This is a genomic window from Actimicrobium antarcticum, assembly GCF_039536745.1.
Classification (GTDB): Bacteria; Pseudomonadota; Gammaproteobacteria; order Burkholderiales; family Burkholderiaceae_D; genus Actimicrobium; species Actimicrobium antarcticum.
Map to the genome: position 1 here is coordinate 71202 of NZ_BAAAZE010000010.1, position 25510 is coordinate 96711.

The following is a 25510-nucleotide window of genomic DNA, read 5'->3' on the forward strand; positions in this document are numbered from 1 at the left end:
GCATGCAAACAAAAACTCCTGCCTGGAGTGGCATTTTTATCGCCACTATGCTGCTGATTTCAACCCGTGCCTCCGATGCAAAAAGCGTAATCGAGCACTTTCCACCAACGGGTCTTTACATGGTCGATAGCGAATCGGCAGTTTCCCACCTGCAGAATGGCACTGGCGTGAAATCAAGTGAAGATGGCGCGTCCGGCAATATCGTGGGACGCACCTATTCGCAAGAAAATGCAGGTAGTGATCGTCAATACAAAGGTGAAGGGCAGATGAGCCGGTGCGTAAAGCCCGCACCGACGCCAGCCGAATCGACGATCGCTGCAGCCCCGTTACTGGCAAATTGCCATGATCAAAGTCATACCGTGACTGGGGATGCACTGGTGATGCATGCAACTTGCAAATCGGGAGCGATCACGGCGAAAATTCGCAAAATCAATCTGACAACCTGGGAATATGAGTACACCGTCTCGATGACCCAGCCTGCCGGTGGACCGGATGTAAGCAGCATGCGGCCCATGTTAGAAAACATGGCAAAAAATGCCCCAAACTTAGCTGATCGCGAAAAGGCAGTGAAGCAGCTATCTGCGATGCCACAGTTGCAAAAGAAAATGACTCAGCAGCAGTTAGCGGTAATGGACATGTATGCGAAGGCCGAGCGGGAAGCGAAATCACCAGAGGAGGCCGGGCGGATACGGTCGGCATTGGAAAACTATGGCGGCAAAAAACCGACGATGGAGATAACGCGCAAAGAACGCTGGACACGCATCTCCAGTAGCTGTCCCAGTGCAACGCCCGCCCGATAGCAAATTTACGGATTCAACGCTATCCCCACGTAATCATTGTGAATGGCAGGCCACTCACATCCGCTATTGGTGCCGAGAGTGCAAAAGCGTCTGGCCGCTCAGTGGGTGCTATGGGGGCAACGCGCCGCAAGTGGGAGGCCCGCTGATTTATCGAGGGCCTGAAAGCATGCGTAGCACTGCTGACCGACCGCTCGACGCGCTGTCACAATGAATCGCTCAGTCTGGCCGACCTCAGACAGATGAGTGCCAACAACCACACGCCGGGCGGTACCTCCAGGTCTTCACGAAAACCAAAGGCGCCGGAAACATATCCGGGCAAGAGCGCCACAGTGCCTGTGGCATTCGCGATTACCGGTGGCATTCCGGTGAAAGCCTGCGCTGGACGTGTCAGAAAACCACTCCCACCGGCGATTACATTGCGTATACCCGCCATAAAAGCAGCAGCAAGCAACAAAACGAGGTTGGATGGATCGATCAGTATGAAGCGTCAATCTTCTGAAATCCGTACAAGAAAATTTCTTGAAGGGGGGTTCTGTTGGCAGGCAGGACGGCCAATGGCAGTACTATTTCGGGACAGGGTAGACGTATCCATCTCTCGAGGTTGTCCCCATTTGCTTCAAGGTTGGCAACCCCGGACAGCGGCCGAATTATGATGACAAGCAGTCAGGCAGCGCTCTATCAATGCCGCGATGGCAAGCACAAAGTGAAGCAAGTCTGTACCGCATTGCTCTCCACCCGCACCGAGCCACCATGCATCTGCACGATAGAACGGACGATCGCCAAACCCAGACCGCCCGAATCACCGGGCTGGCTGCGTGCCGGATTGCATCGGTAGAAACGGTCAAACAGATGCGGCAAGTGCTCGGGCGCGATGGGCTCGCCCTGATTGCAGACGCTTAACTCGGTAACCCCATCGAGCACTTTGCTACTGATGCGCACCGCACCACCGGCACTGCCATAACGCAGCGCGTTGGCGATCAGGTTGGCCAGCGCCCGCCGTAGCAGTTGCGGGTCACCTGCCAGGCTGCCAGCGCCTTCATTTACCAAGGTCATACCGCACTCCTCGGCCATGCCCTCGAAGTAATCGCACAACTGTGCCACCGCCTCATGCAGCAAGATCGCTTCGCGATGCAACACCACATCGGGCTTCTCGGCGCGCGCCAGAAAGAGCATGTTGTCGACCATGCGCGCCAGCCGCTCGTACTCTTCGACATTGGAAGCCAGTAGCGCTTGATATTCGTCGCTGCTGCGCGGCTTGCGCAGAGCGAGTTCGGTCTGGCCCATCAAGTTGTTCAGCGGGGTGCGCATCTCATGCGAAAGGTCTTCAGAAAAGCGCGACAAGCGACCAAAGCCATCTTCAAGACGTACCAGCATCTGGTTCAGCGCAGCACCCAGATGCTGCAGTTCTTGCACCTGTTCTACGTCCTCCACCCGCATGTGCAGATGTTGCACGTCAATGGCCGCAGCCTGCGCCGCCAGCGTGCGCACCGGTCGCAGGCCGCGCTGGCTTACCATCCAGCCAAGGCAGAAGGCCAGCAGCGAACCGCTGCAGAGCGCCAGCCAGAGTTTGAGCCGATAGGCAGACAGCATCTGTTCCCGCTCGGCCAACCGCTTGCCCGCAACCAGCGTCAGCACGTTGCCTGCGTATGTGACTTGCCGCCAGGCGAGGCGGGCGGGGTCGGCGCCTGCGCCACTGTTGCCATCCATGTCCTGCAGCTGTATGCCCATGCCTGGTGGCAGAGTCGGTACTGGCAAATGCGTGGGATTGATCTCAATGAGCGGTTGTCCTGCTGCGTCCAGCACCCACAGCAGGCTATCGCGGTTGCCCAGCATATTGGCGTAAAGCTGCGGGCGCTTGCGCAGCGCCTCGATGCTGTCGCTATCGCCAATCAGCATGGACATGCGCTCGACGCGCCCCTCCAGAGCCTGATCGTCACGCCAGGCAATCTCGCGCGTCAGCGATTGATACAGGTATAACCCCAGTACGCCCAGCAGCAGCGCACTGACCAACGCAAACATCAGCGCCAAGCGCAGACTCAGTACGCGAAGCCATGGCCAATGCGAACGCGCCATCATTCAGGCACCGCCAACGTGTAGCCAACTCCGCGCACGGTATGGATCAGCTTGATGCTGAACGGATCGTCAACCTTGACACGCAGGCGGCGAATAGCCACGTCCACCACGTTGGTGTCGCTGTCAAAGTTCATCTGCCACACCTGCGACGCGATCTGTGTACGCGACAGCGCCTCGCCGCTGCGCTCCATCAAAAATTGTAGCAACGCAAACTCTTTGTTCGTCAGCACGATGCGCTCCGCACCGCGCACCACACGCCGACGCAGTACGTCCAGCTGCAAATCGGCCACCTTGAAATGCTCCACCTCGCGCGGCGCACCCCGACGCAGCAGCGTGCGCACGCGGGCCAGCAGCTCGGCGTAAGAAAATGGTTTGACCAGATAGTCATCGGCGCCAAGCTCCAAGCCTTTGACGCGGTCTTCGACAGCATCGCGCGCGGTCAAAAATAACACCGGAACCTGGCTCTTGCGCCGGATGATCTGTAGCAGCTGCCAGCCATCGATACCCGGCAGCATGACGTCCAGAATGATCAGATCGAAATCACTTTCCTGCGCCAGAAACTGGCCATCAATGCCGGTATGCGCCACCTCCACCATATAGCCGGATTCCCCCAGCCCTTTGCGTAAATAGTCGGCTGCCTTCACTTCGTCTTCGACCACCAGTATGCGCATGTAAGTGCTCCTCAAGCCTCAATCCTAAACGTAAATGCAGCACGCTTACATGACAACTTTGTAATCTGCCGGCCATCGTTTTGGCGGCGTTCGCGCCGCATCATGAAGGCCTTCGCTTGCAATGGCGACTCTGAATCAACCAAGGAAACCCGATGCAATATCGCAACCCAATCGCAGCATTGACCGTTATCGGTTTGGCGCTATGCACTGCCTCCAGCGTGTCGGCGGCAGCGGCAGCGCCAACGCCTGTCCCTCTCTCCCTTCTCAAACAAGACAACGTGTCGCTGGCATTGGCCAATGCACTGATCAGCGCCACCCTGGCTGCCTGCCATGCGAATGGTCGCTCTGCCGTGGCCGTCGTAGTCGACCGAGGTGGCAACTTGATTGCGGTGCAGCGCGACGACAACGTGGGTCCGCACAACACTGAAGCAGCCCAGCGCAAAGCATTCACGGCCCTGTCTACCAAAACCCCAACACGCCTGCTGGCAGCCAACGCACAGGCGAACCCCGAGTCGCAAAACCTCAATACGGTGAGCTCACTCTTGCTCATAGGCGGCGGTGTTCCGCTCATTGCAGGCAAGGAGGTCATTGGCGCCATCGGCGTGGGCGGCTCCGGTGGCGCAGCCCACGACGAGGCCTGCGCAATCAACGCAATCAACCAGGTTTTCCCTCAAGCTTCCTCCACCAACTGAAAGAAATGGACTTTTCACCATGCTGACTTTTAAATCATTGTGTACCGGTATTGCGCTGTGTGGCGCCTCCGCCATCGCCTTTGCCGCGGGCAACCCGCTGAGCGTTCACGTTCTCAACTTGCAAGACGGCCTACCCTCCCCAGGCGTCAAGGTTTTGCTGGAAAAACAGGACGGCAATCACTGGACCGAGCTCAGCCGCGGCACAACCAACGAACAAGGACGCATTCCTGCGTTGTACCCCGAGGGAAAGACGCTCGACAAAGGCAACTACCGCGTGACCTTCAAAACCGGCGAGTGGTTCATGGCGCAAAAGACTGCGACATTTTTTCCTGAGGTACCCGTGGTGTTTGCTGTGGATGGCACCGTGCCGCACTACCACATCCCTCTTCTGCTGAGTCCGTACGGATTCTCGACCTACCGCGGGAATTAAACCTGGAGGGCACGGGCACGTCGGCCATCCTGCAATAAATACAGACGGTACTGATCCTGCATGGAGGTGACTTAGCCAGGTTCGCTGGACAATCCGGATGAACGTGATGAATCACTCCGACTGGACCTGACCGTTTGTTCTGGTACGACGTAACTGTTGTCTTGACGGACCAGACCATCGTTCGCCGAACGTGGTTTGGGTTGTTGATGATCGCGTTTAGGAGCGGGGTCGACGTGAGGCCGCCGTGTGGTGTTTTGACGATGGACTGAATCAGTTCGGCGGATGCACGCAGTCATCAAATTGGTTTGAGCGCACGCTCCAGCAGATCGGTCAGAAATTCAGACCTGAAACTGTACACGGCGATATTGGCATCAACCCATTCCACGCGGCCAACCGGCCCACAACGTAATTCACAGCCCGCACTGACACCGCAAACAACAAAAAACCCGCATCAGCACTAGGCGTGAGGCGGGTTATTGAACGTTACTGGACTTCTTAAAACATGTTTCTGGCGGAGAGACGGGGATTCGAACCCCGGATAGGCTATTAACCTATACACGCTTTCCAGGCGTGCGACTTCAACCGCTCATCCATCTCTCCTGCACTTGCGTTTCGCCAGCGGTACCACCTACCAGCGAAGCGCCGAAGTATAGCAATAAACACGCTACAAATACCAGTTCCGAATGCACATTCGCAGATTCCGGCAAAAAAAACCGGTGACCACAAAATCCAGCTGCAAATACGTCCTCTGCCTGCGATTGTCAGCAGGCAGAGGACGATTCATCAAGCCTTACTGTGCATCTTTCAACTGATCCAGAATGGCCGGATTTTCCAGGGTCGAGATGTCCTGCGTGATCGCTTCACCCTTGGCCAGCAAGCGCAACAACCGCCGCATGATCTTGCCGGAGCGGGTCTTCGGCAGGTTGTCGCCGAAGCGGATTTCTTTCGGCTTGGCGATCGGGCCGATTTCCTTGGCGACCCAGTCACGCAGTTCCTTGGCGATCTGCTTGGCTTCGTCGCCGGTCGGACGGGAACGCTTCAAGACGACGAACGCGCAGATCGATTCACCGGTGGTTTCGTCCGGCTTGCCAACGACTGCGGCTTCGGCGACCAGCGGATGGGCGACCAGTGCGGATTCGATTTCCATCGTGCCCATGCGGTGACCCGAGACGTTCAGCACGTCATCGATGCGACCCGTGATTGTGAAGTTGCCCGTCTCGGCGCTGCGAATTGCACCGTCGCCGGCGAGGTAGGTTTTACCGCCCAGCTCTTCCGGAAAATAACTTTTCTTGAAGCGCTCCGGATCATTCCAGATGGTCCGGATCATCGATGGCCACGGCCGTTTGACGACCAGAATACCGCCCTGCCCGTTCGGCAAGTCAGCACCGGTTTCATCGACGATGGCGGCCATGATGCCTGGCAGCGGCAGGGTGCAGGAGCCCGGTACCATCGGTGTGGCACCTGGTAACGGCGTGATCATGTGGCCGCCGGTTTCGGTTTGCCAGAACGTGTCGACGATCGGGCAGTTCTCGCGGCCGATATGCTTGTAGTACCACATCCAGGCTTCCGGATTGATCGGCTCGCCGACCGAACCGAGCAGGCGCAAGCTGGACAGATCGTACCGGTCCGGATGGATTTTTTCGTCGGCGTCGGCAGCTTTGATCAGCGAACGGATCGCGGTTGGCGCGGTGTAGAAAATGGTGGCTTTGTGACGCGCAATCATGTCCCAGAAACGGCCGGCGTTCGGGAATGTCGGGATGCCTTCGAAGACGATTTCGGTGGCGCCGACGGCCAGTGGCCCGTACGCGATGTAGGTGTGGCCGGTGACCCAGCCGATGTCGGCGGTACACCAGAAAATGTCGTCCGGCTTGATGTCGAAGGTCCACTTCATCGTCAGCATCGCCCACAGCAGGTAGCCGCCGGACGAGTGCTGGACGCCTTTTGGCGTGCCGGTCGAACCCGAGGTGTAGAGAATGAACAGCGGATGTTCGGCGCTGACCCATTCCGGTTCGCAGACATCGGACTGGCTTGCGACGAGTTCGCTCATCAGCAGATCGCGGCCGGCAGTGACGCCCACATCGGCACCGGTGCGCTGATACACGATGACATTGCGGACAGCTTCGCAACCGCCGAGGGCAAGTGCTTCATCGACGATGATTTTCAGCGGCAGATGCTTGCCACCACGGACTTGCTGGTCGGCGGTGATGACGGTAACGGCGCCGGCATCGATGATGCGTTCCTGCAGCGACTTGGCGCTGAAGCCGCCGAAGACGACCGAGTGCGTGGCGCCGATTCGTGCGCAAGCTTGCATGGCGACGATGCCTTCGACCGACATCGGCATGTAGATGACGACGCGGTCACTCTTTTTGATGCCGAGCGATTTCAGACCATTGGCAAATTTGCAGACCTGCTGATGCAATTCGCGGTAGGTGACTTTGGTGACCTGGCCGCCATCGGCTTCGAAGATGACGGCGATCTTGTCGGCGTTGCCGTTTTCAAGATTGCGGTCGAGGCAGTTGTAGCTGACGTTGAGCAAGCCATCATCGAACCATTTGTAGAAGGGGGCGTTGGATTCGTCGAGGATCTGGGTGAAGGGCTTTTTCCATTCCAGGTTTTCGCGGGCCAGGCTGGCCCAGAAACCTTCGTAATCCTGTGCGGCATCTGCGCACATCGCGTTGTAGGCGTCCATGCCGGAGATGGTGGCGTTCTCCTTGAAGGCATCGGATGCGTTAAAAACGCGGGTTTCCTGCTTGAGTGTCTCAATATCAGCCATGGCTTGTCTCCGGATTGGTAAAATTTTATTTGTTGAAAAGATAAGCGGACTGACTTACCTCAGCCTTACACGCAGCTTAATTCATTTTTTTTATGCAAGAAGGACTGATTCCGCGGGCCGATGCGGCGTGTAAAATGCGGCTTCCTTCTTCAACGTAACGAACGCATCCAACACTCATGTCATCTCCCTCCCGCGATAACGATAACGTTAAATACCCGGCAAAAAAAACCATCAATCTGCTGGCATCGTTCATCTTTGCGACACGCTGGTTGCAACTGCCGCTGTATCTTGGACTGATTCTCGCGCAATGCGTCTACGTATTTCATTTCTGGGTCGAACTGACCGACCTGATCGGCGCGGTGCTCGGTAACGAAAGCGCGCTACAACATATTCTGGATGCCGTTTCGACCGTGGGTTCAGTGCGTCCTACCAAACTCAACGAGGCCACCATCATGCTGGTGGTACTGGGCCTGATTGACGTCGTGATGATTTCGAACCTGCTGATCATGGTCATCGTCGGTGGTTACGAAACCTTCGTCTCACGCATGCATCTTGACACCCATCCGGACCAGCCGGAATGGCTGTCGCATGTGAACGCCTCGGTGCTGAAGGTCAAACTGGCGATGGCCATCATCGGTATTTCGTCGATCCATTTGCTCAAGACCTTCATCAACGCGGCGAACTACGATTCCAAGACGCTGTTCGCCCAGACCGGTATTCACATGGTGTTCCTGCTGTCGGCGCTGGCGATTGCCTATTGCGACCGCATCATGACCGACACGCAAAACCTTTCCCGCAATTCTCCTCACTGAGCATCGAGACCACCATGACCATCATCAAGCAGGAAGACCTGATCGAATCCGTCGCTGCCGCGCTGCAGTACATCAGCTATTACCACCCGGCGGATTACATCGCGCATCTGGCACGCGCCTATGAAACCGAACAGAGCCCGGCGGCCAAGGATGCGATCGCGCAGATCCTGACTAACTCGCGCCTGTGCGCCGAAGGCAAGCGGCCGATCTGCCAGGATACCGGCATCGTCAATGTGTTCCTGAAGATCGGCATGAATGTGCGCTTCGAGGGATTTGGCAGCGGCTCGGTGACCGATGCCGTCAATGAAGGGGTGCGCCGTGCGTACAACTTTGCTGACAATAAATTGCGTGCGTCTATCGTGGCCGATCCGCATTTCGAACGCAAGAATACGAAGGACAACACGCCTGCAGTCGTGCACATGGAACTGGTCCCGGGCGATACAGTGGATGTGCAGGTCGCGGCCAAAGGTGGTGGTTCGGAAAACAAATCCAAATTCGTGATGCTCAATCCATCCGATTCGCTGGTCGACTGGGTCATGAAGACGGTGCCGTTGATGGGTGCCGGCTGGTGCCCCCCCGGCATGCTCGGTATCGGTATCGGCGGCACCGCCGAGCGCGCGATGCTGATGGCCAAGCAATCGTTGATGGAGGACATCGACATGCACGAGCTGCGCCTGCGCGGCCCGCAGAACAAGACCGAAGAATTGCGTATCGAACTGTGCGACAAGATCAACGCACTCGGTATCGGCGCGCAGGGTCTGGGCGGCCTGACCACGGTACTTGATGTGAAGATCATGATGCATCCGACCCACGCGGCGTCGAAGCCGGTGGCCATGATCCCGAATTGCGCAGCGACCCGCCATGCGCATTTCGTGCTGGATGGTTCCGGCCCGACGTACCTCGAACCGCCGCTGCTGTCGAGCTGGCCGGATGTGCACTGGGTCGCCGATACCGAACGATCCACGCGCGTCGATCTCAACACACTGACCAAAGAAGAGGTCGCGTCCTGGAAGCCGGGCCAGACCCTGCTGCTGAACGGCAAAATGCTGACCGGCCGTGACGCCGCCCACAAGCGCATCCAGGACATGCTGGCCAAAGGCGAAACCCTGCCGGTCGACTTCACCAACCGCGTGATCTATTACGTCGGTCCGGTCGATCCCGTGCGCGACGAAGCAGTGGGTCCGGCCGGCCCGACCACCGCCACGCGGATGGACAAGTTTACTGACATGATGCTGGAAAAAACCGGTTTGATTTCCATGGTCGGCAAAGCCGAACGCGGACCGGAAGCCATCGAATCGATCAGGCAACACAAGTCGGCGTACCTGATGGCGGTCGGCGGCGCTGCTTATCTGGTCTCGAAAGCCATCAAGTCGGCGGTCGTGGTTGGGTTCGAGGACCTCGGCATGGAAGCGATTTACGAGTTCGACGTGCAGGACATGCCGGTCACGGTCGCGGTGGATTCGAGCGGCATTTCGGTCCACAACACCGGCCCGAAAGAGTGGAAAGAAAAGATTGCCAACAGCGCGCTGAGCAAAATTCAGGTCACCACGATCTGAGGCTGGCTTGCGCCTGATATCAGCACCGACGCCGATGGCCGCTTCTGTGCCCATCGGCGTTTTTGATTCCGGCATCGGCGGCCTGTCGGTGCTGCAGCATATTCATGCAGCATTGCCGCGCGAATCGCTGCTGTATTTTTCGGATGCCCGTCACGCACCGTACGGCGGTCGGCCAGAGCAATTTATCGAAGCCCGCGCGCTGGCAGTCGGCGCATTCATGACGCGGCATTGCGTGAAGGCGTTGGTGGTCGCCTGCAACACGGCGACGGCCGTTGCCATCACGGCGCTGCGTCGCGCGTACCCGTCGTTGATCGTGGTGGGTGTCGAGCCGGGACTGAAACCGGCGGCGGCGTTGACACACACCAAAATCGTCGGCGTCCTCGCGACCGAAGCGACGCTTGCCAGCAAGCGTTTTGCGCATTTGCACGAGACGATTTCGGCAGCGACATCCGCGACGTTTTTAACGCAAGCCTGTCCGGGCCTGGCAGACCGCATCGAACAGGGTCAACTGGACTCGCCCGACACATTGGCGCTGTTGATGCGCTATGTCGTGCCTCTGCTGGAACAAGGTGCAGACACGCTGGTACTCGGATGCACACATTACCCTTTTGTAAAAACGCAGATAGCAACCATCGTCCGTGACCATGCCGAGCAGGCTGTCACGCTGGTCGATACGGGAGCCGCGGTGGCGCGTCGTTTGTCTCAGCTGCTGGCTGATCGAGAGCTCTTGTGTGACCATGGCAACGGCGAGGTCGGCGGTGCGACCAGCGGTGAAACGGCCTTGCTGGAAGCTGCTTTTTTGCGTTTGCTTGGCATGCAGGTACGCGTCATCCGTGACGACACACAATAGTGTCCGGCCAGAGGCGGAATTCATTTGCCAGAGGCGCGACAACTTTGTATAATTCGCGTCTTCCTCAAAGCAACAGCAGGGGAAGTCTTCATCAGTGGCGGCTGTAGCTCAGTTGGTAGAGTCCCAGATTGTGATTCTGGTTGTCGCGGGTTCGAGCCCCGTCGGTCGCCCCACTGACCTGTTTTTATTGTCGAACAATGCGACATCGTCCATCGCCCGATTCAGGGGATGCGGCACTTCAAACTCCTTGCACTACATCGTATTAATGGCTGTAATTTATCAACGTCGATGATGCTTCTGCAGCGCATGCGCGATCATTTTCTACCGGCATTTTTGCGTCGCCCAATCATTGCCAAGCACCAAAGATTTTGCAAAAAATTCGCCGGAACATTCCCGAATTTTACGTGTGCATCATTTATAGGCAGTCAATTTTTGCTATATAAATCAATTGGTTAAAAATAGCCTACCCTCTTGTTCACACAGTTATCCACAAAATCTGTGCGTAACTTTCAGCTTGACTTTATTGGCAAACGATCAGTTTTATCCACGAAGAAGCAGCCTACAAAATTCCGCTGGAATCACCTCATGAACAACCTGCGCTGCGCTATCGAATTCCTTTCAGATAGCGCTGTTTCGGTGGCTCGGAATCAGGCAGTTTTCCATTGGAAATGGATGGTTGCGGATTGCTTGGTGCGCTGGTTTCCGGCGCGCTCGCCGAAGCCTCAACGAGGGATGCGCCTAATTTTTGGGCACGCATCGGATGTCGCTGCAAAAAAAACAGCCGCAACTGCATCAACTGAAGGGCACAGGCAGACACCGCGTCATCATCGGCAATCAGTGCCTGCCCCAAAACGGTCTCGGCAAAATGCCATTCACGGCCAAATTTCAGGACATCGAAATCAGGACCACCGGCTTTCTTGTTCACTTTCCACAATTGCACGGCGTACTTGAGCTGATCCGCTTCGAAATAGTCGAGGTTGGTACTGTTGAAGTCATCCATGATTCCACCATTTAATTGAAGCAGGTTTGCTGCGCCTTCCGGTGCGCCAACATCATCACCTGTGGCGGCGTTCAGCTGACCGTCTCGCCGTGCTGCGCGATATCCAGCCCTTCTGCCTCTTCCTTCTCTGTGACGCGCAAGCCGACCAGCTTGTTCACGACATACAAGATCACCATCGTCACGAACGCGGCATAGACGGCGGTGATACCGACGCCAAACGCCTGGATACCGACAGTGGTCGTAACGCCGCCGATCGACTCGACCACGAACACGCCGGTCAGGAGCGAACCAACGACGCCACCGATTGCATGCACGCCGAAGACGTCGAGCGAGTCGTCGTAGCCCAGAAAACTCTTCAGCACAGTGGCCCCCAGATAGCAGGCAACGCCCGCAACCGCACCGATGGCCAGGGCACCCTGGATATCCACAAAACCCGATGCCGGCGTGATCGCCACGATGCCCGACAAGGCACCCGATACCAGCCCGAGCACCGATGGCGCACCACGCCGCAGCCATTCGACCGCCATCCAGGAAAGCGCGCCTGCGGCAGTCGCCACTTGTGTGACCAGCACTGCCAACCCGGCGCGTCCGTCCGCGGCCAGCGCAGAACCGCCATTGAAACCGAGCCAGCCAACCCAGAGCAGCGACGCACCAATGACAGTCAGAACGAGATTATGGGGAGGCATGGCTTCCTGACCATAGCCGACACGACGTCCGACCATGACCGCCGCCACCAGACCGGATACGCCAGCGCTGATGTGGACGACGGTGCCGCCAGCAAAGTCGAGTACACCGTGCAGCGCAAACCAGCCAGCCGGCTCCCACACCCAATGCGCAATCGGTACGTACACCAGCAATGACCACAGCCCGATGAACAGGATCAAGGCAGAAAACTTGATACGCTCGGCAAAGGCACCGGTAATCAATGCCGGCGTAATGATGGCGAAGGTCATCTGGTACATCACAAATACGCTTTCGGGAATCGTCGGTGCAATGTGGCTGACCGTTAGTTTGCCGGTCTCTTTCAGAAAGACCAGTCCGCCCAGCATGAAGCGCTCGCTCCCTCCGAGATACATCGAACCGGGTGTGAATGCCAGGCTGTAGCCGATCATCACCCAAAGAATCGTCACGATGCAGGTCGTCACGACGCTATGCCCCATGATGCTCAGGACATTTTTTCTGCGTACCATGCCGGCATAAAAAAGTGCCAGCCCCGGAATGGTCATGAGCAGAACAAGAGCGCTGGAGGTCAGCATCCATGCAGTGTCGCCAGCACTGATTTTTGCAGCGTCGATCGATCCGGGTGCAGTCATTGGGGTAGCTACCGGCATAGCCACTGGTGCTGGCGGGGGTGACGTTGCTGCGGGAAGAGTCGCACTCATTGCTGGCGATTGCGCAGGTACTTCGGTGGCTGTATCCGCTGCCGACACGATCGATGTCGACAGCATCGACAGCACAAATGTCACCAGGACCATTACAGAAAACGGGCGATTTTTCATTAGCCTCTTTCATGAATAACTACGTTCCGATCGCCGAAACAGCATCGGGGACACGTTCAGTGGATACCGCCGTGCATGCGTGCCACGTCAGGAAGATCTGCTCCCGCACTGACCCTGATTGCGTTCCGGATCACGGCAGGGCTGACGTTTGTCGGCACACCAGAAAGTTCCAAAAAGCAGTAAATAAAGTATGCAATAACAAAAAGAAAGTTTCTACTTAATGGTAGTTATTGATATTTGATTATTAGTAATTGTGGAGATTTCGCACATGATGGCGAAACAGCGGCGTCCGAACGGACAGATACAGAAAGTAGAGGCGATCACGCTGAAGTCAGCGGAGATTCAATGCAGCGCACTCTCTGAAAAGGAAGAAACGATTACTGGCACACGATGTGGAGGACATCGCCTGCACAGAACCGGAATTATCTGCAACGGTGGCAATCCGTCAGCGCAGGTTCACCAGCACGATTCCGCTGAGAACCAATGCAGCGCCGATCGCAAAGCGCAGTCCGACGACTTCGTTCAACAGCAACACGCCAAAACCAACACCGAACAATGGCGTCAGAAATGAAAATACAGAGACCCGCGACGCCAGGTATTTTCGCAATATCCAGAACCACGCAAGGTAGCTGGCGAACGTGACAACTACAGACTGGAACAGCAAACTCATCCATGCAATGCCGGTCATCGAGACCGTGCCGATCTGCCCCAATGCGCCTGCCAGTGGCAGCAATAACAGCGCCGACACGCCCAGCTGATACAGCAAGGTTCTGGTCGGTGCCGCTTCCGACAGACTGGAACAGCGGATCAGGATCGTGGTAGCTGCCCACAACAGCGCACCGACGATACCCAGCGCATCACCCAACACGGAGCGCAGCGTGCCGCCGGCCTCGAAGCCACTGGCAAACGCCAGCGCGATACCGATGAACGCCGCGATGATGCCGACCCATTGGCCGGTGCGCAACCGCTCGCCCGGCACCAGCCAGTGCAGGCCAAGCACGGTAAAGATCGGCGCCGTGTAGAGGAACACGACCATGTGCGATGCCGTGGTCATGGTCAGGCCGAGCGCGATGCACAGGAATTCGGACGCAAACAGTATCCCCGCGCCCAAGCCCGGCACGAACGTCCCGTCGCGCATCGAGAACGATGACCCGCGCCACAGCATCAGTGCGCAGACCAGCATTGTCGCAATCAACGAGCGCACGCCGGTTTGCAATACGGTGCCCATGCTCGGTGCTGCCACCTTGATGGCGACCTGCTGCAAGCCCCAGCAAATACACAGCAACAGCATCACACCGACGGCCATGCCGTCGAGCGATTTCCGGGCCGGGATCACGCGCGCACCCGCGAATGTGGCAAACAGCGGATTGCGCGACGCAGCGCAAGCCGGATAAGGTGAACAAGGTGATGCATGCTTTATTTCCTTGAATCGAATTATTTCTGTTTGCGTCGCCGCTGTTGATACCACTGCATCAGCGGTGTCGATGTCACGCCATGCATCAGAATCGAGACGGCAACAACTGTCAGCACCAATGGCACAAAACGTTCGCTGAGTGACTGGCTGCCCAGACGTGCCGCGGCGACATATTGCAGCGCAAACATCAGATAGTAAAGCGAACCAATGCCGCGAATCCCGAACCAGGTTATCAGGGCCCGTTGCGAGCGTGTGACGCGGGCACCGAGCAATGACAGGTTCACGGCAATCGGCCGTACCAGGATCAGCAACACCAGCGCGACCAGCACCCCTTCCGCCGAAAAGCCGCAGCCGGACAACAGGATGCCCAGCATCAGTACCACCACGAACTCGGCCAGGCGTTCGAGCTGCTGATTGAAGCCGAGCACGGTTTCGGTCATATGAGCCGCCCCGACCGTGCGGTCGGCGGCACCTTCTTCACGCGATGGTATCGCTGTCGCGACGGTTGCCTCGGGCACTGCGTTGCTGCCACTGGCCTTGTGCTCGATCCGGCGCATCGCCACGCCGGTTGCAAATACCGCCACGAATCCGACGCTGTGGATCAGTTCCGCAAGACCAAACGAGAGCGCGATCAGACCCAGCGTCAGGAACTCTTCCATGCCCAGAGCAAGACGATGACGACTGCGCAAATACAGCACCAGTCGTCCTACCCGCCGTCCCACCAGCCAGCCACACAGCAGCCCGCCCGCGATACCCCATACCACGCTGCCGATCGCCGTCAGGCCGGTGAAGCGTTGCGCCAGCGGCAACCCCATCAGCCCCAATCCGATCATCACAAACGGAAACGTGGTGCCATCGTTCATGCCACCTTCGCCAGATAAACTAAAGCGCAAGCGGTCATGGTCGCCCGGGTCCTGCACCTGCACAACCGAGGCCAGCACCGGATCGGTAGGCGCAATGATGGCGGCCAGCAGCACCGCCGGTCCCAGCGGCAAGCCCAGTACGATCACGCCAACCGCAGTCAGCAGGCCGATGGTCAGCAACATGGCCACCGTACCCAGTCGCACCGGCAACCACCAGAGACGGTCGGACAGCGGCAGACGCAGCTTCAGGCCCACCGTAAATAGCGAGATCAGCAAGGCGATTTCAGTGACCAGCGTCAGCGAAGCAGCGTGCCGTACGGGATCAAGATTGACCAGTCCCAGGCCGGCTGGCCCCAGCGCATAACCCACCGGCAGGTAGATCATGGCCGGACTGAACGGCAGCTTGTGCAATAGCGATTCCAGCAATCCCATCGCGATCAGCAGCGTGCCAACGAGGGTGAACCAGAGTGTTGTGTTTTCCATGCTGTTACCGGATCGGTTGGCAGTGCGCGCAGCAGGCCACGCGCACGCTGGCATGCGTCATGCAGTCGACCTGACGCATGCCACGCACATCAGCCACCAAACGCGTAAGCGAATTTATTCGCCTCGATTTTTCCCATCACGCGCGCCCGCTGATCGAGGCCCACATGGTCTTTCGGATTCATGTTGATGACGCCCTGCGGCACTGTCAGGTTGCGGGTATTTTCCAGCGCATCGCGCAAGGCACTGCGAAATTCACGGGTGCCCGGCCTGGCACTTTTCAGTGCCTGCGGAACCGCGTTCGCTACCAGCATGTACGCACCCCAGGCATCGGCGGCAAACTGGGTCATGCTGTTCGCGCCGTAGGCGGCTTCGTACAGCGCGGTAAATTGCAGGGCGACTTTTTTGACCGGATTCGAATCAGGCAACTGCCGCGCCACCACCGCCGGCCCGGTCGGGAACAAGGTGCCTTCGACATCCTTGCCGCCGACCTTCAGGAAGTCCAGCGTGCCGATGCCGTGGGTCTGGTAAATCCGGCCCTTGTAACCGCGCTCGACCAGCGTCTTTTGCGGCAGGACCGCTGGCGTGGCCGAGCCGGCAATCAGGATCGCGTCCGGCCTGGCTGCCATCATTTTCAGAACCTGGCCAGTCACGCTGGTGTCGTTGCGGGCATAGCGTTCGCTGGACACGATGGTCAGCTTGCGCACTTCGGCCAACTTGGAAAATTCACGCCACCAGCCTTCGCCATAGGCATCCGAAAACCCGATGAAGGCCACCGTTTTGATGCCGTTATCGGCCATGTGTTGCGTGAGGATGGTCGCCATGTGCGAATCGTTTTGCGGCATCTTGAAGACCCATGCCCGCTTGGCATCCATCGGTTCGACAATCGCTGCCGAGGCGGCCAGTGCAATCAGTGGCGTGGCGTTTTCCGCCACCACATCGAGCATCGCCAATGCGTTCGGCGTCGTGTTGGGCCCGATGATCAGGTCGACTTTTTCTTCGCTGATGAGCTTGCGGGTATTGCGCACGGCGTTGGTCACGTCGGAACCGTCATCGAGAATGATGTACTCGACTTTTTGCCCGGCGATGACTTTTGGCCACAGCAGCATGGCATTTTTGGTCGGAGCCCCGATCGCGGCAGCCGGGCCGGTGGTGGAAATGGTGACGCCGATGCGGATTTGCGCGTGGGCGGTACCGAAAAAACTACTCAGCAAGCCCAGTGAAACGGTAGCGAAGAAAAAACGTGAAGGCATGCGCATTGAAGATCCCGGCGATTGTCAATTGAATGACGGGAGGATACCGCACGCGACGCACCAAGCGATGCCGACCTGATGAAAACAGGCTCGGCGCAGCAAATGATCAGTAGCCTATGTCGTCGCCGCCAACCGCAACGCCTTCTCCGCCGACCAGGCATCCAGCCGTGCATGGATGCCGACCTTTTCCTCCAGCATCTGCGGCTCGCCGGCGAGCTGCGCGCACAATTCCAGCCGGATGCCATTCGGGTCAAAGAAATAAATCGAGCGGAAAATGCGGTGATCGGTCACGCCCAATACCTCGATGCCGTGGCCTTCGATCCGGCGCTTCATCGCTTCCAACTGGTCGACGGACGCGACCCGCAGCGCGATGTGGTTAACCCAGGCCGGTGTGTTCGGCAAAGGTGCTGCCAGCTGGTTATCGCCCAGATCAAAAAATGCCAGGCATGAACCATCCGTCATGCGGAAAAAAATATGCACGTACGGGCAGTACTCGCCGGTCGACGGCACCACATCCGCGCGGATGTAATGAAACAGCGGCAAGCCCAGGATGTCTTCGTAAAAATGGCGGGTCTCTTCAGCGTCGCGACAGCGGTAGGCAAAGTGATGCAGCCCGTTGATCGGGGTGGCCACGGGCAGCGCTGCCAGTTGCCCGGTCGCTGTTGTGCTCAGTGAATTCATGATCATTCCTTCGTGTAGACGGGGTCAGGCGGCACGACCGCGCTTGATCATCGGTGGCGCCTGTTTGACTTGCTGGATGATCGCGCCAAAGATCGACTTGCCGGCCGCGTCGAGCATCTCGATTTTGACGGTATCACCGAACTGCATGAAGGGTGTGGTGGCGACGCCGCCGGCAATCACTTCGAGGCAGCGCTTTTCGGCGATGCAGGTATATCCCTTGCTGGCGTCCTTGTTTGATACCGTGCCCGAGCCGACGATACTGCCGGCACGCACATTACGGGTCTTTGCCAGGTGTTCGACCAGTTGCGCGAAACTGAATACCATATCGACACCGGCATTCGGTTGGCCGACGACGGTGCCGTTCCAGCTGGTGCGCAACGGCAAATGGACCTTGCTGGCTTTCCATGCGCTACCGAGTTCGTCCGGCGTCACCGCCACCGGCGAAAAGCTCGAAGCCGGTTTCGATTGCACAAAACCGAATCCCTTGGCCAGCTCCGGCGGAATCAGGTGGCGCAACGAGACATCGTTGACCAGCATCAGCAAGCGGATTTGCTTGCCGGCCTCGTCGGCATCGCAGCCCATCGGTACATCGCCGGTGATCACCGCCACCTCACCCTCGAAGTCGATGCCCCATTCCTCCGAACCCAGCACGATGTCGTCGGTCGGCCCGATCAGATCATCCGATGCGCCCTGGTACATCAGCGGCTCATGCCAGAACGAGGCCGGCATCTCGGCATTGCGCGACTTGCGTACCAGCTCGACGTGATTGACGTAAGCCGAACCATCGGCCCACTGGAAAGCGCGCGGCAGCGGTGCCATGCATTGTTTCGGATCGAAGGCGAACGAGCGCAAGGCACGGTCGGCATTGAGCTGCAGATACAGATCTTCCAGCTGCGGGGCGATGAAGGTCCAGTCGTCGAGCGCACGTTGCAGGGTGGGCGCGATCGTGTCAGCCAGGACAGCGGTCTTCAGGTCACGTGACACAACGGCGAGCATGCCGTCGCGGGTACCGTCTTTCAGGGTGGCTAGCTTCATGGCAATGTGATTATTGGAAAAAGAATTTAAAGGCGTCGAATGTAACGCAGATGATGTCGGCGTCGAAACATCCGGCACCTGCAATAAAAAATATTTCCGGAATTGCTGATGGGGAGCGATGCGGCCACCTTTCTTTGCCATAATGACCAGCATTCATGATGCACTGCCGCAAATGACCAATCGTCGCAGCCGCAGCCATCGGGTCGGGTCTGTCAATTTCAATAAAACCACGGGGTAATGCGGATGAAGCGCGTAATTTTTAATCAAAAAGGCGGTTGCGGAAAATCGACCATTGCAGTCAACCTCGCGGCCGTGGCGGCGCATCATGGCAAGAAGACTTTGCTCATTGACCTCGACCCGCAATGCAATTCCAGCCGCTACCTGCTGGGCGACGCAGCCAAGGCAGTGGCGCCAACGATTGCCGTATTTTTCGAGGAACTGCTGGGCTTCAGCTTTTATCCCAAACCCGCCAGCACGTATGTCCATCCGACGCCATTCGAGAATCTGTTCCTGCTGCCGTCCGACCCGTCGCTGGGCGACCTGCAATCCAAACTGGAATCGCGCCACAAGATCTACAAGTTGCGCGATGCACTCAATGAACTGGCAAAGGACTACGACGAAATCATCATCGACACCCCCCCTGCCTACAATTTTTTCACGATGTCGGCACTGATTGCGGCTGACACCTGCCTGATCCCGTTCGATTGCGATGACTTTTCACGCGAGGCGCTCTACACGCTGATGAACAACGTGGCCGAGATCCGCGCCGACCACAATCCTGAACTGGTCATCGAAGGCATCGTGGTCAACCAGTTTCAGCCGCGCGCGAATTTGCCGCAACGGCTGGTCAACGAATTGATTGCCGAGGGCTTGCCGGTCCTCAACAGCAAGCTGTCCAGCTCGATCGTGATCCGGGAGTCGCACGGCAAGTGCCTGCCAATGATCCATCTCGACAAGAACCACAAGCTGAGCACTGAATTTTCAGCGCTCTATGGCGAGTTGACTGCCGCCTGAAAACGAGCTCCGGGACGTGCTACTTGAGCCGCCCCGTCAGCATCCAGTAATGCGCGATGCGCTGGATGCGGATGTCCTTGAGGTGCGGCGACAAACGTTTGCGCAAGCCGCTATCACTCGGGAAATTCTTCAGCACTTCATACCGCTCACCCGTTTCAAGACGACGAATCTGGAACGTATTGCCCTGCAAGTCCGTCCGGGCAATCGAGGTGCTGATACCTTCGACATAGACGTTGTCCATCATCACCACCAGCGCATCCTTGCCCAGCTGTTCACGCAGGCGCTCCATGAATCCATCCTGCTGTTCGCGCAGTACGTGCGACCACCAGAAACCGGCGAAGCATGCCGTGAACGGTTGATCTGCCTCGACCGTGAATGCGTCGGCCAACGCAAAACTGACCTTGTCGGCAGGCAGATTCTTGGCTTTGGCGATCGCAATGACTTCGGGATTGATGTCGGTCGCCACGACATGCTCGGCGGTCTCGACGACGGCAGCAGTCCAGTAACCGGTGCCGCAGGCGATTTCCAGCACACGCTGGCCGGCAACAGCCTTGCATAACCAGTCACGCACGACCGGCAGATCGGCCTGCCGCTCGGGCCTGGCGTAGACGTTTTCATAGTTGACCGCACGCTTTGCGTAGTACTCGGCCATGTTGGTTTTGACGCTCATTGGGTGACCTCGATATTCAAATTACAGTTCATACATTTCTTTTTCGCCGTTCATGACCTGCTCGATCAGCTTGCGGTTCAGCGTGGGTGCGAGCAGTTCGATGAACGTATAGACATAGCTGCGCAAATAAGCGCCCTGCTTGAGCGCAACGCGCGAGACGTTGGTGCCGAACAGATGGCCGGCCGATAGCATGCGCAGGTTTTTGTCGCGCTCGGCATCGTACGCCATGCCGGCAATGATGCCAACGCCCAGACCGAGTTCGACGTAGGTTTTGATGACATCGGCATCGATGGCTTCCAGCAGTACGTCCGGTTTCAGATGGCGCAACTGGAACGCATGGTCGATCTTGACGCGACCGGTAAACGCACTGTCATAGGTAATCAGGGGATAGGCGGCGATTTCTTCCAGTGTCAGCGACTTCGATTTCAGCAGCGGGTGCTCGGGCGGCACCACCACCACGTGTTCCCACTGATAACACGGGATCGAAACCAGGCCTGTCACCGTGGTGATCGCCTCGGTCGCCAGTGCAATGTCAGCGTGGCCGGACAAGACCATATCAGCGACCTGCTTTGGATTGCCCTGCAACAAAGACAAGCGCACTTTCGGGAAGCGCTGCGTGAACGCCTGTACCACTTTCGGCAACGCATAGCGTGCCTGGGTATGGGTGGTGGCGATCGTGAAACTGCCACTATCATGCGCGGCGAATTCCTTGCCGATGCTTTTCAGGCTGTCGATTTCCTGCATGATGACTTCGACTGCTTTCAGTACCGCGCGACCGGGCTCGGTCAGGCCGCGTATGCGCTTGCCGTGTCGGGTAAAAATATCGACGCCGAGCTCTTCTTCGAGTTCGATGATGGCTTTCGAGACACCAGGCTGTGAAGTGAACAAGGCCTTGGCGGCCTCGGTCAGGTTGTAATTCTGGCGCACGGCTTCGCGCACGAAGCGGAATTGATGCAAATTCATGGGGGACTTTCTATGGAGTCACGCGTCAGAAGGAACAGATCGTCGCTCGTTGTCGCTTCTTTTCGCTTCTTGTCGCTTCTTGTATTGGCTGATGCCAACCGCTTTGTGCAGTAACCGCATAAGCAAATAGATACTCTGTTGTTGGCATCCGGCCCGAAGTTTATTACGATTCGGCCTACTTTGATTAGGATGTCATGACTATTTCTTATGTACTGTCAGGTTTTGCGGTCGGCATACTGGTCGGACTGACCGGTGTTGGCGGCGGCTCTCTGATGACACCGCTGTTGACGTTGATGTTCGGAATCTCGCCGACGGTAGCGGTCGGCACCGACCTCGCCTTCGCCTCGGTCACTAAAGTGGCTGGCACGTTCGCCCATCGCTATCGCCAGAATATCCATTGGACCATCGTGCGCCGCCTCTGTATGGGCGCGCTGCCAGCTGCCATCGTGGCCACGCTGTTGCTGAAGTATTTCGGCGGACTGGACCAGGCCATCGGACAAATCATTCGCTATTCGATCGCCGGTTCGGTCATGCTGACCGTCATCGCGATCCTGTTTCGTACCCGCATGCAGCGCTGGATTGCCGCCCATCCGGAGCGCCAGTTACACGGCACCCGTCTCTCCGCCGCCACCATCATTGCCGGCGTGGTGCTGGGAACGCTGGTCACGATTTCATCGATCGGTGCCGGTGCCGTTGGCGCTACCCTGCTGGTATTGCTGTATCCGCACCTGGAACCCGCCGAAATTGCCGGCACCGACATTGCCTATGCCGTACCATTGACCGCCATTGCTGCATTGGGACACTGGTGGATCGGTTCGATCAACTGGGAATTGCTGGCCATGTTGTTGCTTGGCTCTATCCCCGGCATCACCCTCGGCTCGCTGGCGGCACGGGCCGTGCCAGCCCGCCTGCTGCGCGGTTTGCTGGCGGTAACACTGACCGGCGTTGCCTACAAGCTGGTGTTCTGAAGGATGCAGTCAGGGAGTCATCCCGTGACTGCACAAAAAATGTCTACCCCTTATTCAAGTCAGGATTCACGATGTATCACTACGACCAATACGACCGTCAGATCGTCACGGAACGCATCGCGCAATATGCGGATCAAGTCCGCCGCCGCATTGCCGACGAACTGACCGAAGAAGAATTCAAACCGCTGCGCCTGCAAAATGGCCTGTACATGCAACGCCATGCGTACATGCTGCGCGTGGCCGTGCCATACGGCATGGTGTCCTCGGACCAGATGCGCATGTTCGCCAGCATCGCCCGCAAGTACGATCGCGGCTATGGCCACTTCACGACGCGCCAGAACATCCAGTACAACTGGATCAACCTCGAAGACACACCGCAGATTCTGGCCGACCTGGCGACGGTCGAGATGCACGCGATCCAGACCTCGGGCAATTGCATCCGCAATATCACCTCGGATGAATACTGCGGCGTCGCCGCGGACGAACTGATCGACCCGCGTCCGCTGGCCGAAATCATGCGCCAGTGGAGCACCTTCCACCCCGAGTTCGCCTACCTGCCGCGCAAATTCAAGCTGGCATTCAATGGCGCCGTCGAAGACCGTGCAGCCACCGCCGTGCACGACATCGGTTTCACGGTACTGGAAAATGCCGCTGGCGAACTCGGCCTGCGCGTCATGGTCGGCGGCGGCATGGGTCGTACGCCTATCCTCGGCAGCGTGATCTGTGACTTCCTGCCATGGCAGCACATGCTGACCTACACCGAAGCCATCATGCGCGTGTACAACCAGCACGGACGTCGTGACAATATCTACAAGGCCCGCATCAAGATACTGGTCAAGGCGATCGGCATCGAGGAATTCCGCCGTCAGGTCGAGGCCGAGTGGGTCGATCTGAAAGACGATCCGAGTACGATTACGCAGGAAGAATTCGATCGCGTCGCCTCCTATTTCGTGCCACACCGCTACGACACGCTCGCCGGTGACGATGCAGCGATCACCGCATTGAAAACCAGCGACAAGGCATTCGGTGCCTGGACGCGCCGCAACGTCAAAGCGCACAAAGTGCCGGGCTACGCCATCGCACTGCTGTCGCTGAAGAAGACCGGTGTTCCGCCGGGCGATGCGACTGCCGAGCAAATGGACTTTGTCGCCAGCTTGGCCGAGCGCTTCAGTTTTGGCGAAATCCGCGTCACGCATGAACAGAATCTGGTACTGGCCGATGTCAGGCAATCGGACTTGCCTGCCCTGTTCAAGGAAGCCAAGGCGCACGGACTGGCCACGCCCAATATCGGCCTGCTGACCGACATCATCTGCTGCCCGGGTGGCGACTTCTGCTCGCTAGCCAATGCCAAATCGATCCCGATTGCCGCCGCCATCAGCGAGCGCTTCGACAACCTCGATTTCCAGCATGACATCGGCGAGATCGAACTCAATATCTCGGGTTGCATCAACGCTTGCGGTCACCACCATGTCGGCAATATCGGCATACTCGGTGTCGACAAGGATGGTGCCGAGTGGTATCAGGTCTCGATCGGCGGCGCACAGGGCAACCAGAGCGCGATCGGCAAGATCATCGGCCCGTCGTTCTCGGCACAGCAAATGCCCACCGTCATCGAGCGCCTGCTGGAAGTCTATGTACGCGACCGTTTTGAAGACGAACGCTTCATCGATACCACCCGCCGGATTGGCGTGGCACCGTTCAAGGACCATGTCTACGCCACGCCGATCAAGACCAAACATCACATTGCCGGAGAAGACGCTCATGCGTGACATCATCAAACACCGCGCAGTTGTCAGCGATGACTGGACCGTGCTGCGCATGGCCGACGGCGACGCTGCCGAAACCATCACCGTTCCAAGTGGCAAAATCATCGTGCCGCTGGCCGTCTGGCAGGCACAGCGCGAGACGCTGGCCGCGCGCCCTGAACTCGGTGTCTGGCTCGCCAGCAGCGACCGCCCCGAAGCCCTGAAAGGCGACCTCGCCCACTTCGCAGTCGTCGCTGTCGACTTCCCGAAATTTGCCGACGGACGCGGCTATTCGATTGCCTACAACCTGCGCGCGCGCCTCGGTTACGACGGCGAACTGCGTGCCATCGGTGACGTGTTGCGTGACCAGTTGTTTTACATGAGCCGGGTCGGCTTCGATGCCTTCGCCACCCGCGAAGACCGCAACATCCACGATGCGTTAAAAGGCCTGACCGATTTTTCGGAGTCGTACCAGACCTCGCTGGACCAGAAGACGCCGCTGTTTCGCCGTGCCCACCGTCCGGCAGCTGCCTCATGAACACGCCACCCACCGACTACGAGAATCTGGTGGCAGCCACCAAAGCCACGCTGGGCCGGATTGCCGTCGATTTTTCGCCGGCTGTCTTCGCCTCCAGCCTGGCCGCCGAGGACATGGTCCTGACCGACATGATCCTGCGTACCGGCCTGCCGATCAGCATCTTCACGCTGGAAACCGGCCGCCTGCACGCCGAAACGCTGGGCATGCTCGACACCATCAAGGAACGCTACGCCTACGACATCGAGCGTCTGCGTCCGGATCCGGGTGCGGTCGAACAGTACGTGGAGAACAACGGGCTAAACGGGTTCTATGACAGTGTTGAACTGCGCAAGGAATGCTGCCGCATCCGCAAGGTCGACCCGCTCAATCGCGCCCTGGCCGGCAATACCGCCTGGGTCACCGGCCAGCGCCGCGCCCAGTCCAGCACCCGCGCCGAACTCGATGTGCAGGAGCGCGACGAAGCGCACGACATGACCAAGTTCAATCCGCTGGCCGACTGGTCGGAAGCCGATGTCTGGAAGTACATCCGCGACAACGAGGTGCCGTACAACCCGCTGCATGATCGCGGTTATCCGTCGATCGGTTGCGAGCCATGCACCCGCGCTGTCGAGCCGGGCGAAGATGTGCGCGCCGGTCGCTGGTGGTGGGAAAACCCGGACTCGAAGGAATGCGGTTTGCATGTGGTCGATGGCAAGCTCATCCGCATCAAGTCGGCGACCTGACATCGGCT

Annotated in this window: 24 protein-coding genes, 2 tRNA genes and 1 pseudogene; 12 read left to right on the forward strand and 15 right to left on the reverse strand. The window is 58.1% G+C overall.

The genetic code is table 11. From position 1 onward, the window contains the following. Positions 1-2 precede the first annotated feature (2 nt). Positions 3-800 carry a hypothetical protein gene (locus tag ABD720_RS13245; protein ID WP_344763812.1) on the forward strand — a complete coding sequence of 266 codons (798 nt, stop codon included), beginning with the start codon at positions 3-5 and terminating at the stop codon, positions 798-800. 232 nt (positions 801-1032) lie between these two features. Here ABD720_RS13245 and ABD720_RS13250 read toward each other — a convergent pair. The 3 genes and pseudogenes from ABD720_RS13250 to ABD720_RS13260 all read right to left on the reverse strand — a co-directional run. Then, a pseudogene (locus ABD720_RS13250) lies at positions 1033-1275 on the reverse strand (TSUP family transporter); the annotation flags it as partial. A 203-nt stretch (positions 1276-1478) separates the two neighbouring features. Beyond that, complete coding sequence (locus ABD720_RS13255; protein WP_344763814.1) at positions 1479-2873, reverse strand: heavy metal sensor histidine kinase; 1395 nt, start codon at positions 2871-2873, stop codon at positions 1479-1481. Beyond that, complete coding sequence (locus ABD720_RS13260; RefSeq protein WP_344763815.1) at positions 2873-3544, reverse strand: heavy metal response regulator transcription factor; 672 nt, start codon at positions 3542-3544, stop codon at positions 2873-2875. The genes ABD720_RS13255 and ABD720_RS13260 overlap by 1 nt, the downstream gene beginning before the upstream one ends. 152 nt (positions 3545-3696) lie before the next feature. Between ABD720_RS13260 and ABD720_RS13265 the strand changes: the two genes are divergently transcribed. Further along, a complete protein-coding gene (locus ABD720_RS13265) occupies positions 3697-4236 on the forward strand; it encodes a GlcG/HbpS family heme-binding protein (RefSeq protein ID WP_344763816.1) in 540 nt (179 codons plus the stop codon). Between the two features lie 19 nt (positions 4237-4255). Beyond that, positions 4256-4666, forward strand: a complete 411-nt coding sequence (uraH, locus tag ABD720_RS13270; RefSeq protein ID WP_344763817.1) for a hydroxyisourate hydrolase — start codon at positions 4256-4258, stop codon at positions 4664-4666. Between the two features lie 509 nt (positions 4667-5175). On the opposite strand, the gene ABD720_RS13275 is transcribed toward uraH, so the two are convergent. Next, a tRNA-Ser gene (locus ABD720_RS13275) sits at positions 5176-5266 on the reverse strand. A gap of 190 nt (positions 5267-5456) precedes the next feature. After that, a complete protein-coding gene (acs, locus tag ABD720_RS13280) occupies positions 5457-7439 on the reverse strand; it encodes an acetate--CoA ligase (protein WP_344763818.1) in 1983 nt (660 codons plus the stop codon). 176 nt (positions 7440-7615) lie between these two features. Here acs and ABD720_RS13285 point away from each other — a divergent pair, with 176 nt between their 5' ends. The 4 genes from ABD720_RS13285 (at position 7616) to ABD720_RS13300 (ending at position 10830) form a co-directional block, all read left to right on the forward strand. Beyond that, positions 7616-8251, forward strand: a complete 636-nt coding sequence (locus tag ABD720_RS13285; protein WP_344763819.1) for a YqhA family protein — start codon at positions 7616-7618, stop codon at positions 8249-8251. 14 nt (positions 8252-8265) lie between these two features. Next, positions 8266-9807, forward strand: coding sequence for a fumarate hydratase (locus tag ABD720_RS13290; protein ID WP_344763820.1), 1542 nt, complete (start codon positions 8266-8268; stop codon positions 9805-9807). A gap of 7 nt (positions 9808-9814) precedes the next feature. Continuing rightward, complete coding sequence (gene murI, locus ABD720_RS13295; RefSeq protein WP_344763821.1) at positions 9815-10657, forward strand: glutamate racemase; 843 nt, start codon at positions 9815-9817, stop codon at positions 10655-10657. Between the two features lie 97 nt (positions 10658-10754). Then, a tRNA-His gene (locus ABD720_RS13300) sits at positions 10755-10830 on the forward strand. 431 nt (positions 10831-11261) lie between these two features. Here the strand turns inward: ABD720_RS13300 and ABD720_RS13305 are convergent. From ABD720_RS13305 to ABD720_RS13340, 8 genes are all read right to left on the reverse strand, one after another. Then, positions 11262-11657 (reverse strand): hypothetical protein, encoded by a 396-nt coding sequence (locus ABD720_RS13305; protein ID WP_344763822.1) that lies wholly within the window; start codon positions 11655-11657, stop codon positions 11262-11264. A gap of 71 nt (positions 11658-11728) precedes the next feature. After that, positions 11729-13156, reverse strand: coding sequence for an ammonium transporter (locus ABD720_RS13310; RefSeq protein ID WP_425547977.1), 1428 nt, complete (start codon positions 13154-13156; stop codon positions 11729-11731). 445 nt (positions 13157-13601) lie between these two features. Beyond that, positions 13602-14462, reverse strand: coding sequence for a DMT family transporter (locus tag ABD720_RS13315; RefSeq protein ID WP_344763978.1), 861 nt, complete (start codon positions 14460-14462; stop codon positions 13602-13604). 128 nt (positions 14463-14590) lie between these two features. Next, the gene (locus tag ABD720_RS13320) at positions 14591-15916 is read right to left on the reverse strand and encodes a cation:proton antiporter (protein ID WP_344763823.1); all 1326 of its coding nucleotides are present in this window, start codon (positions 15914-15916) and stop codon (positions 14591-14593) included. Between the two features lie 89 nt (positions 15917-16005). After that, complete coding sequence (locus ABD720_RS13325; protein ID WP_344763980.1) at positions 16006-17166, reverse strand: ABC transporter substrate-binding protein; 1161 nt, start codon at positions 17164-17166, stop codon at positions 16006-16008. 114 nt (positions 17167-17280) lie between these two features. After that, complete coding sequence (locus tag ABD720_RS13330) at positions 17281-17847, reverse strand: VOC family protein (RefSeq protein ID WP_344763824.1); 567 nt, start codon at positions 17845-17847, stop codon at positions 17281-17283. A 24-nt stretch (positions 17848-17871) separates the two neighbouring features. Next, positions 17872-18882 (reverse strand): fumarylacetoacetate hydrolase family protein, encoded by a 1011-nt coding sequence (locus ABD720_RS13335; protein WP_344763825.1) that lies wholly within the window; start codon positions 18880-18882, stop codon positions 17872-17874. 10 nt (positions 18883-18892) lie between these two features. Next, complete coding sequence (locus ABD720_RS13340; RefSeq protein WP_344763826.1) at positions 18893-19081, reverse strand: hypothetical protein; 189 nt, start codon at positions 19079-19081, stop codon at positions 18893-18895. A 44-nt stretch (positions 19082-19125) separates the two neighbouring features. Here ABD720_RS13340 and ABD720_RS13345 point away from each other — a divergent pair, with 44 nt between their 5' ends. Continuing rightward, entirely contained in the window at positions 19126-19896 is a 771-nt protein-coding gene (locus tag ABD720_RS13345) for a ParA family protein (protein WP_344763827.1), read from the forward strand. 19 nt (positions 19897-19915) lie between these two features. On the opposite strand, the gene ABD720_RS13350 is transcribed toward ABD720_RS13345, so the two are convergent. Then, positions 19916-20566 (reverse strand): class I SAM-dependent methyltransferase, encoded by a 651-nt coding sequence (locus ABD720_RS13350; RefSeq protein WP_344763828.1) that lies wholly within the window; start codon positions 20564-20566, stop codon positions 19916-19918. A gap of 21 nt (positions 20567-20587) precedes the next feature. Next, complete coding sequence (locus ABD720_RS13355) at positions 20588-21529, reverse strand: CysB family HTH-type transcriptional regulator (RefSeq protein ID WP_344763829.1); 942 nt, start codon at positions 21527-21529, stop codon at positions 20588-20590. Between the two features lie 194 nt (positions 21530-21723). On the opposite strand from ABD720_RS13355, the gene ABD720_RS13360 reads away from it, so the two are divergent. From ABD720_RS13360 to ABD720_RS13375, 4 genes are all read left to right on the forward strand, one after another. Next, complete coding sequence (locus tag ABD720_RS13360; RefSeq protein ID WP_344763830.1) at positions 21724-22497, forward strand: sulfite exporter TauE/SafE family protein; 774 nt, start codon at positions 21724-21726, stop codon at positions 22495-22497. Positions 22498-22568: 71 nt separating this feature from the next. After that, positions 22569-24266 carry a nitrite/sulfite reductase gene (locus ABD720_RS13365; protein ID WP_344763831.1) on the forward strand — a complete coding sequence of 566 codons (1698 nt, stop codon included), beginning with the start codon at positions 22569-22571 and terminating at the stop codon, positions 24264-24266. Beyond that, positions 24259-24780, forward strand: a complete 522-nt coding sequence (locus ABD720_RS13370; RefSeq protein ID WP_344763832.1) for a DUF934 domain-containing protein — start codon at positions 24259-24261, stop codon at positions 24778-24780. The genes ABD720_RS13365 and ABD720_RS13370 overlap by 8 nt, the downstream gene beginning before the upstream one ends. Beyond that, a complete protein-coding gene (locus ABD720_RS13375) occupies positions 24777-25502 on the forward strand; it encodes a phosphoadenylyl-sulfate reductase (protein WP_344763833.1) in 726 nt (241 codons plus the stop codon). Before ABD720_RS13370 ends, ABD720_RS13375 begins: the two co-directional genes overlap by 4 nt. Positions 25503-25510 lie beyond the last annotated feature (8 nt).

What these genes read in the sequence shown, in the direction of transcription:
- ABD720_RS13335 (WP_344763825.1), bottom strand. Translation starts at nt 18,882, where the DNA reads ATGAAGCTAGCCACCCTGAAAGACGGTACCCGCGACGGCATGCTCGCC.
- ABD720_RS13345 (WP_344763827.1), top strand. Translation starts at nt 19,126, where the DNA reads ATGAAGCGCGTAATTTTTAATCAAAAAGGCGGTTGCGGAAAATCGACC.
- ABD720_RS13370 (WP_344763832.1), top strand. Translation starts at nt 24,259, where the DNA reads ATGCGTGACATCATCAAACACCGCGCAGTTGTCAGCGATGACTGGACC.
- ABD720_RS13260 (WP_344763815.1), bottom strand. Translation starts at nt 3,544, where the DNA reads ATGCGCATACTGGTGGTCGAAGACGAAGTGAAGGCAGCCGACTATTTA.
- ABD720_RS13305 (WP_344763822.1), bottom strand. Translation starts at nt 11,657, where the DNA reads ATGGATGACTTCAACAGTACCAACCTCGACTATTTCGAAGCGGATCAG.
- ABD720_RS13325 (WP_344763980.1), bottom strand. Translation starts at nt 17,166, where the DNA reads ATGCCTTCACGTTTTTTCTTCGCTACCGTTTCACTGGGCTTGCTGAGT.
- ABD720_RS13255 (WP_344763814.1), bottom strand. Translation starts at nt 2,873, where the DNA reads ATGGCGCGTTCGCATTGGCCATGGCTTCGCGTACTGAGTCTGCGCTTG.
- ABD720_RS13315 (WP_344763978.1), bottom strand. Translation starts at nt 14,462, where the DNA reads ATGGCCGTCGGTGTGATGCTGTTGCTGTGTATTTGCTGGGGCTTGCAG.
- ABD720_RS13320 (WP_344763823.1), bottom strand. Translation starts at nt 15,916, where the DNA reads ATGGAAAACACAACACTCTGGTTCACCCTCGTTGGCACGCTGCTGATC.
- ABD720_RS13330 (WP_344763824.1), bottom strand. Translation starts at nt 17,847, where the DNA reads ATGAATTCACTGAGCACAACAGCGACCGGGCAACTGGCAGCGCTGCCC.
- ABD720_RS13365 (WP_344763831.1), top strand. Translation starts at nt 22,569, where the DNA reads ATGTATCACTACGACCAATACGACCGTCAGATCGTCACGGAACGCATC.
- ABD720_RS13360 (WP_344763830.1), top strand. Translation starts at nt 21,724, where the DNA reads ATGACTATTTCTTATGTACTGTCAGGTTTTGCGGTCGGCATACTGGTC.
- ABD720_RS13245 (WP_344763812.1), top strand. Translation starts at nt 3, where the DNA reads ATGCAAACAAAAACTCCTGCCTGGAGTGGCATTTTTATCGCCACTATG.
- ABD720_RS13350 (WP_344763828.1), bottom strand. Translation starts at nt 20,566, where the DNA reads ATGAGCGTCAAAACCAACATGGCCGAGTACTACGCAAAGCGTGCGGTC.
- ABD720_RS13310 (WP_425547977.1), bottom strand. Translation starts at nt 13,156, where the DNA reads ATGAAAAATCGCCCGTTTTCTGTAATGGTCCTGGTGACATTTGTGCTG.
- acs (WP_344763818.1), bottom strand. Translation starts at nt 7,439, where the DNA reads ATGGCTGATATTGAGACACTCAAGCAGGAAACCCGCGTTTTTAACGCA.
- uraH (WP_344763817.1), top strand. Translation starts at nt 4,256, where the DNA reads ATGCTGACTTTTAAATCATTGTGTACCGGTATTGCGCTGTGTGGCGCC.
- ABD720_RS13340 (WP_344763826.1), bottom strand. Translation starts at nt 19,081, where the DNA reads ATGGCTGCGGCTGCGACGATTGGTCATTTGCGGCAGTGCATCATGAAT.
- ABD720_RS13265 (WP_344763816.1), top strand. Translation starts at nt 3,697, where the DNA reads ATGCAATATCGCAACCCAATCGCAGCATTGACCGTTATCGGTTTGGCG.
- ABD720_RS13355 (WP_344763829.1), bottom strand. Translation starts at nt 21,529, where the DNA reads ATGAATTTGCATCAATTCCGCTTCGTGCGCGAAGCCGTGCGCCAGAAT.
- ABD720_RS13290 (WP_344763820.1), top strand. Translation starts at nt 8,266, where the DNA reads ATGACCATCATCAAGCAGGAAGACCTGATCGAATCCGTCGCTGCCGCG.
- ABD720_RS13285 (WP_344763819.1), top strand. Translation starts at nt 7,616, where the DNA reads ATGTCATCTCCCTCCCGCGATAACGATAACGTTAAATACCCGGCAAAA.
- ABD720_RS13375 (WP_344763833.1), top strand. Translation starts at nt 24,777, where the DNA reads ATGAACACGCCACCCACCGACTACGAGAATCTGGTGGCAGCCACCAAA.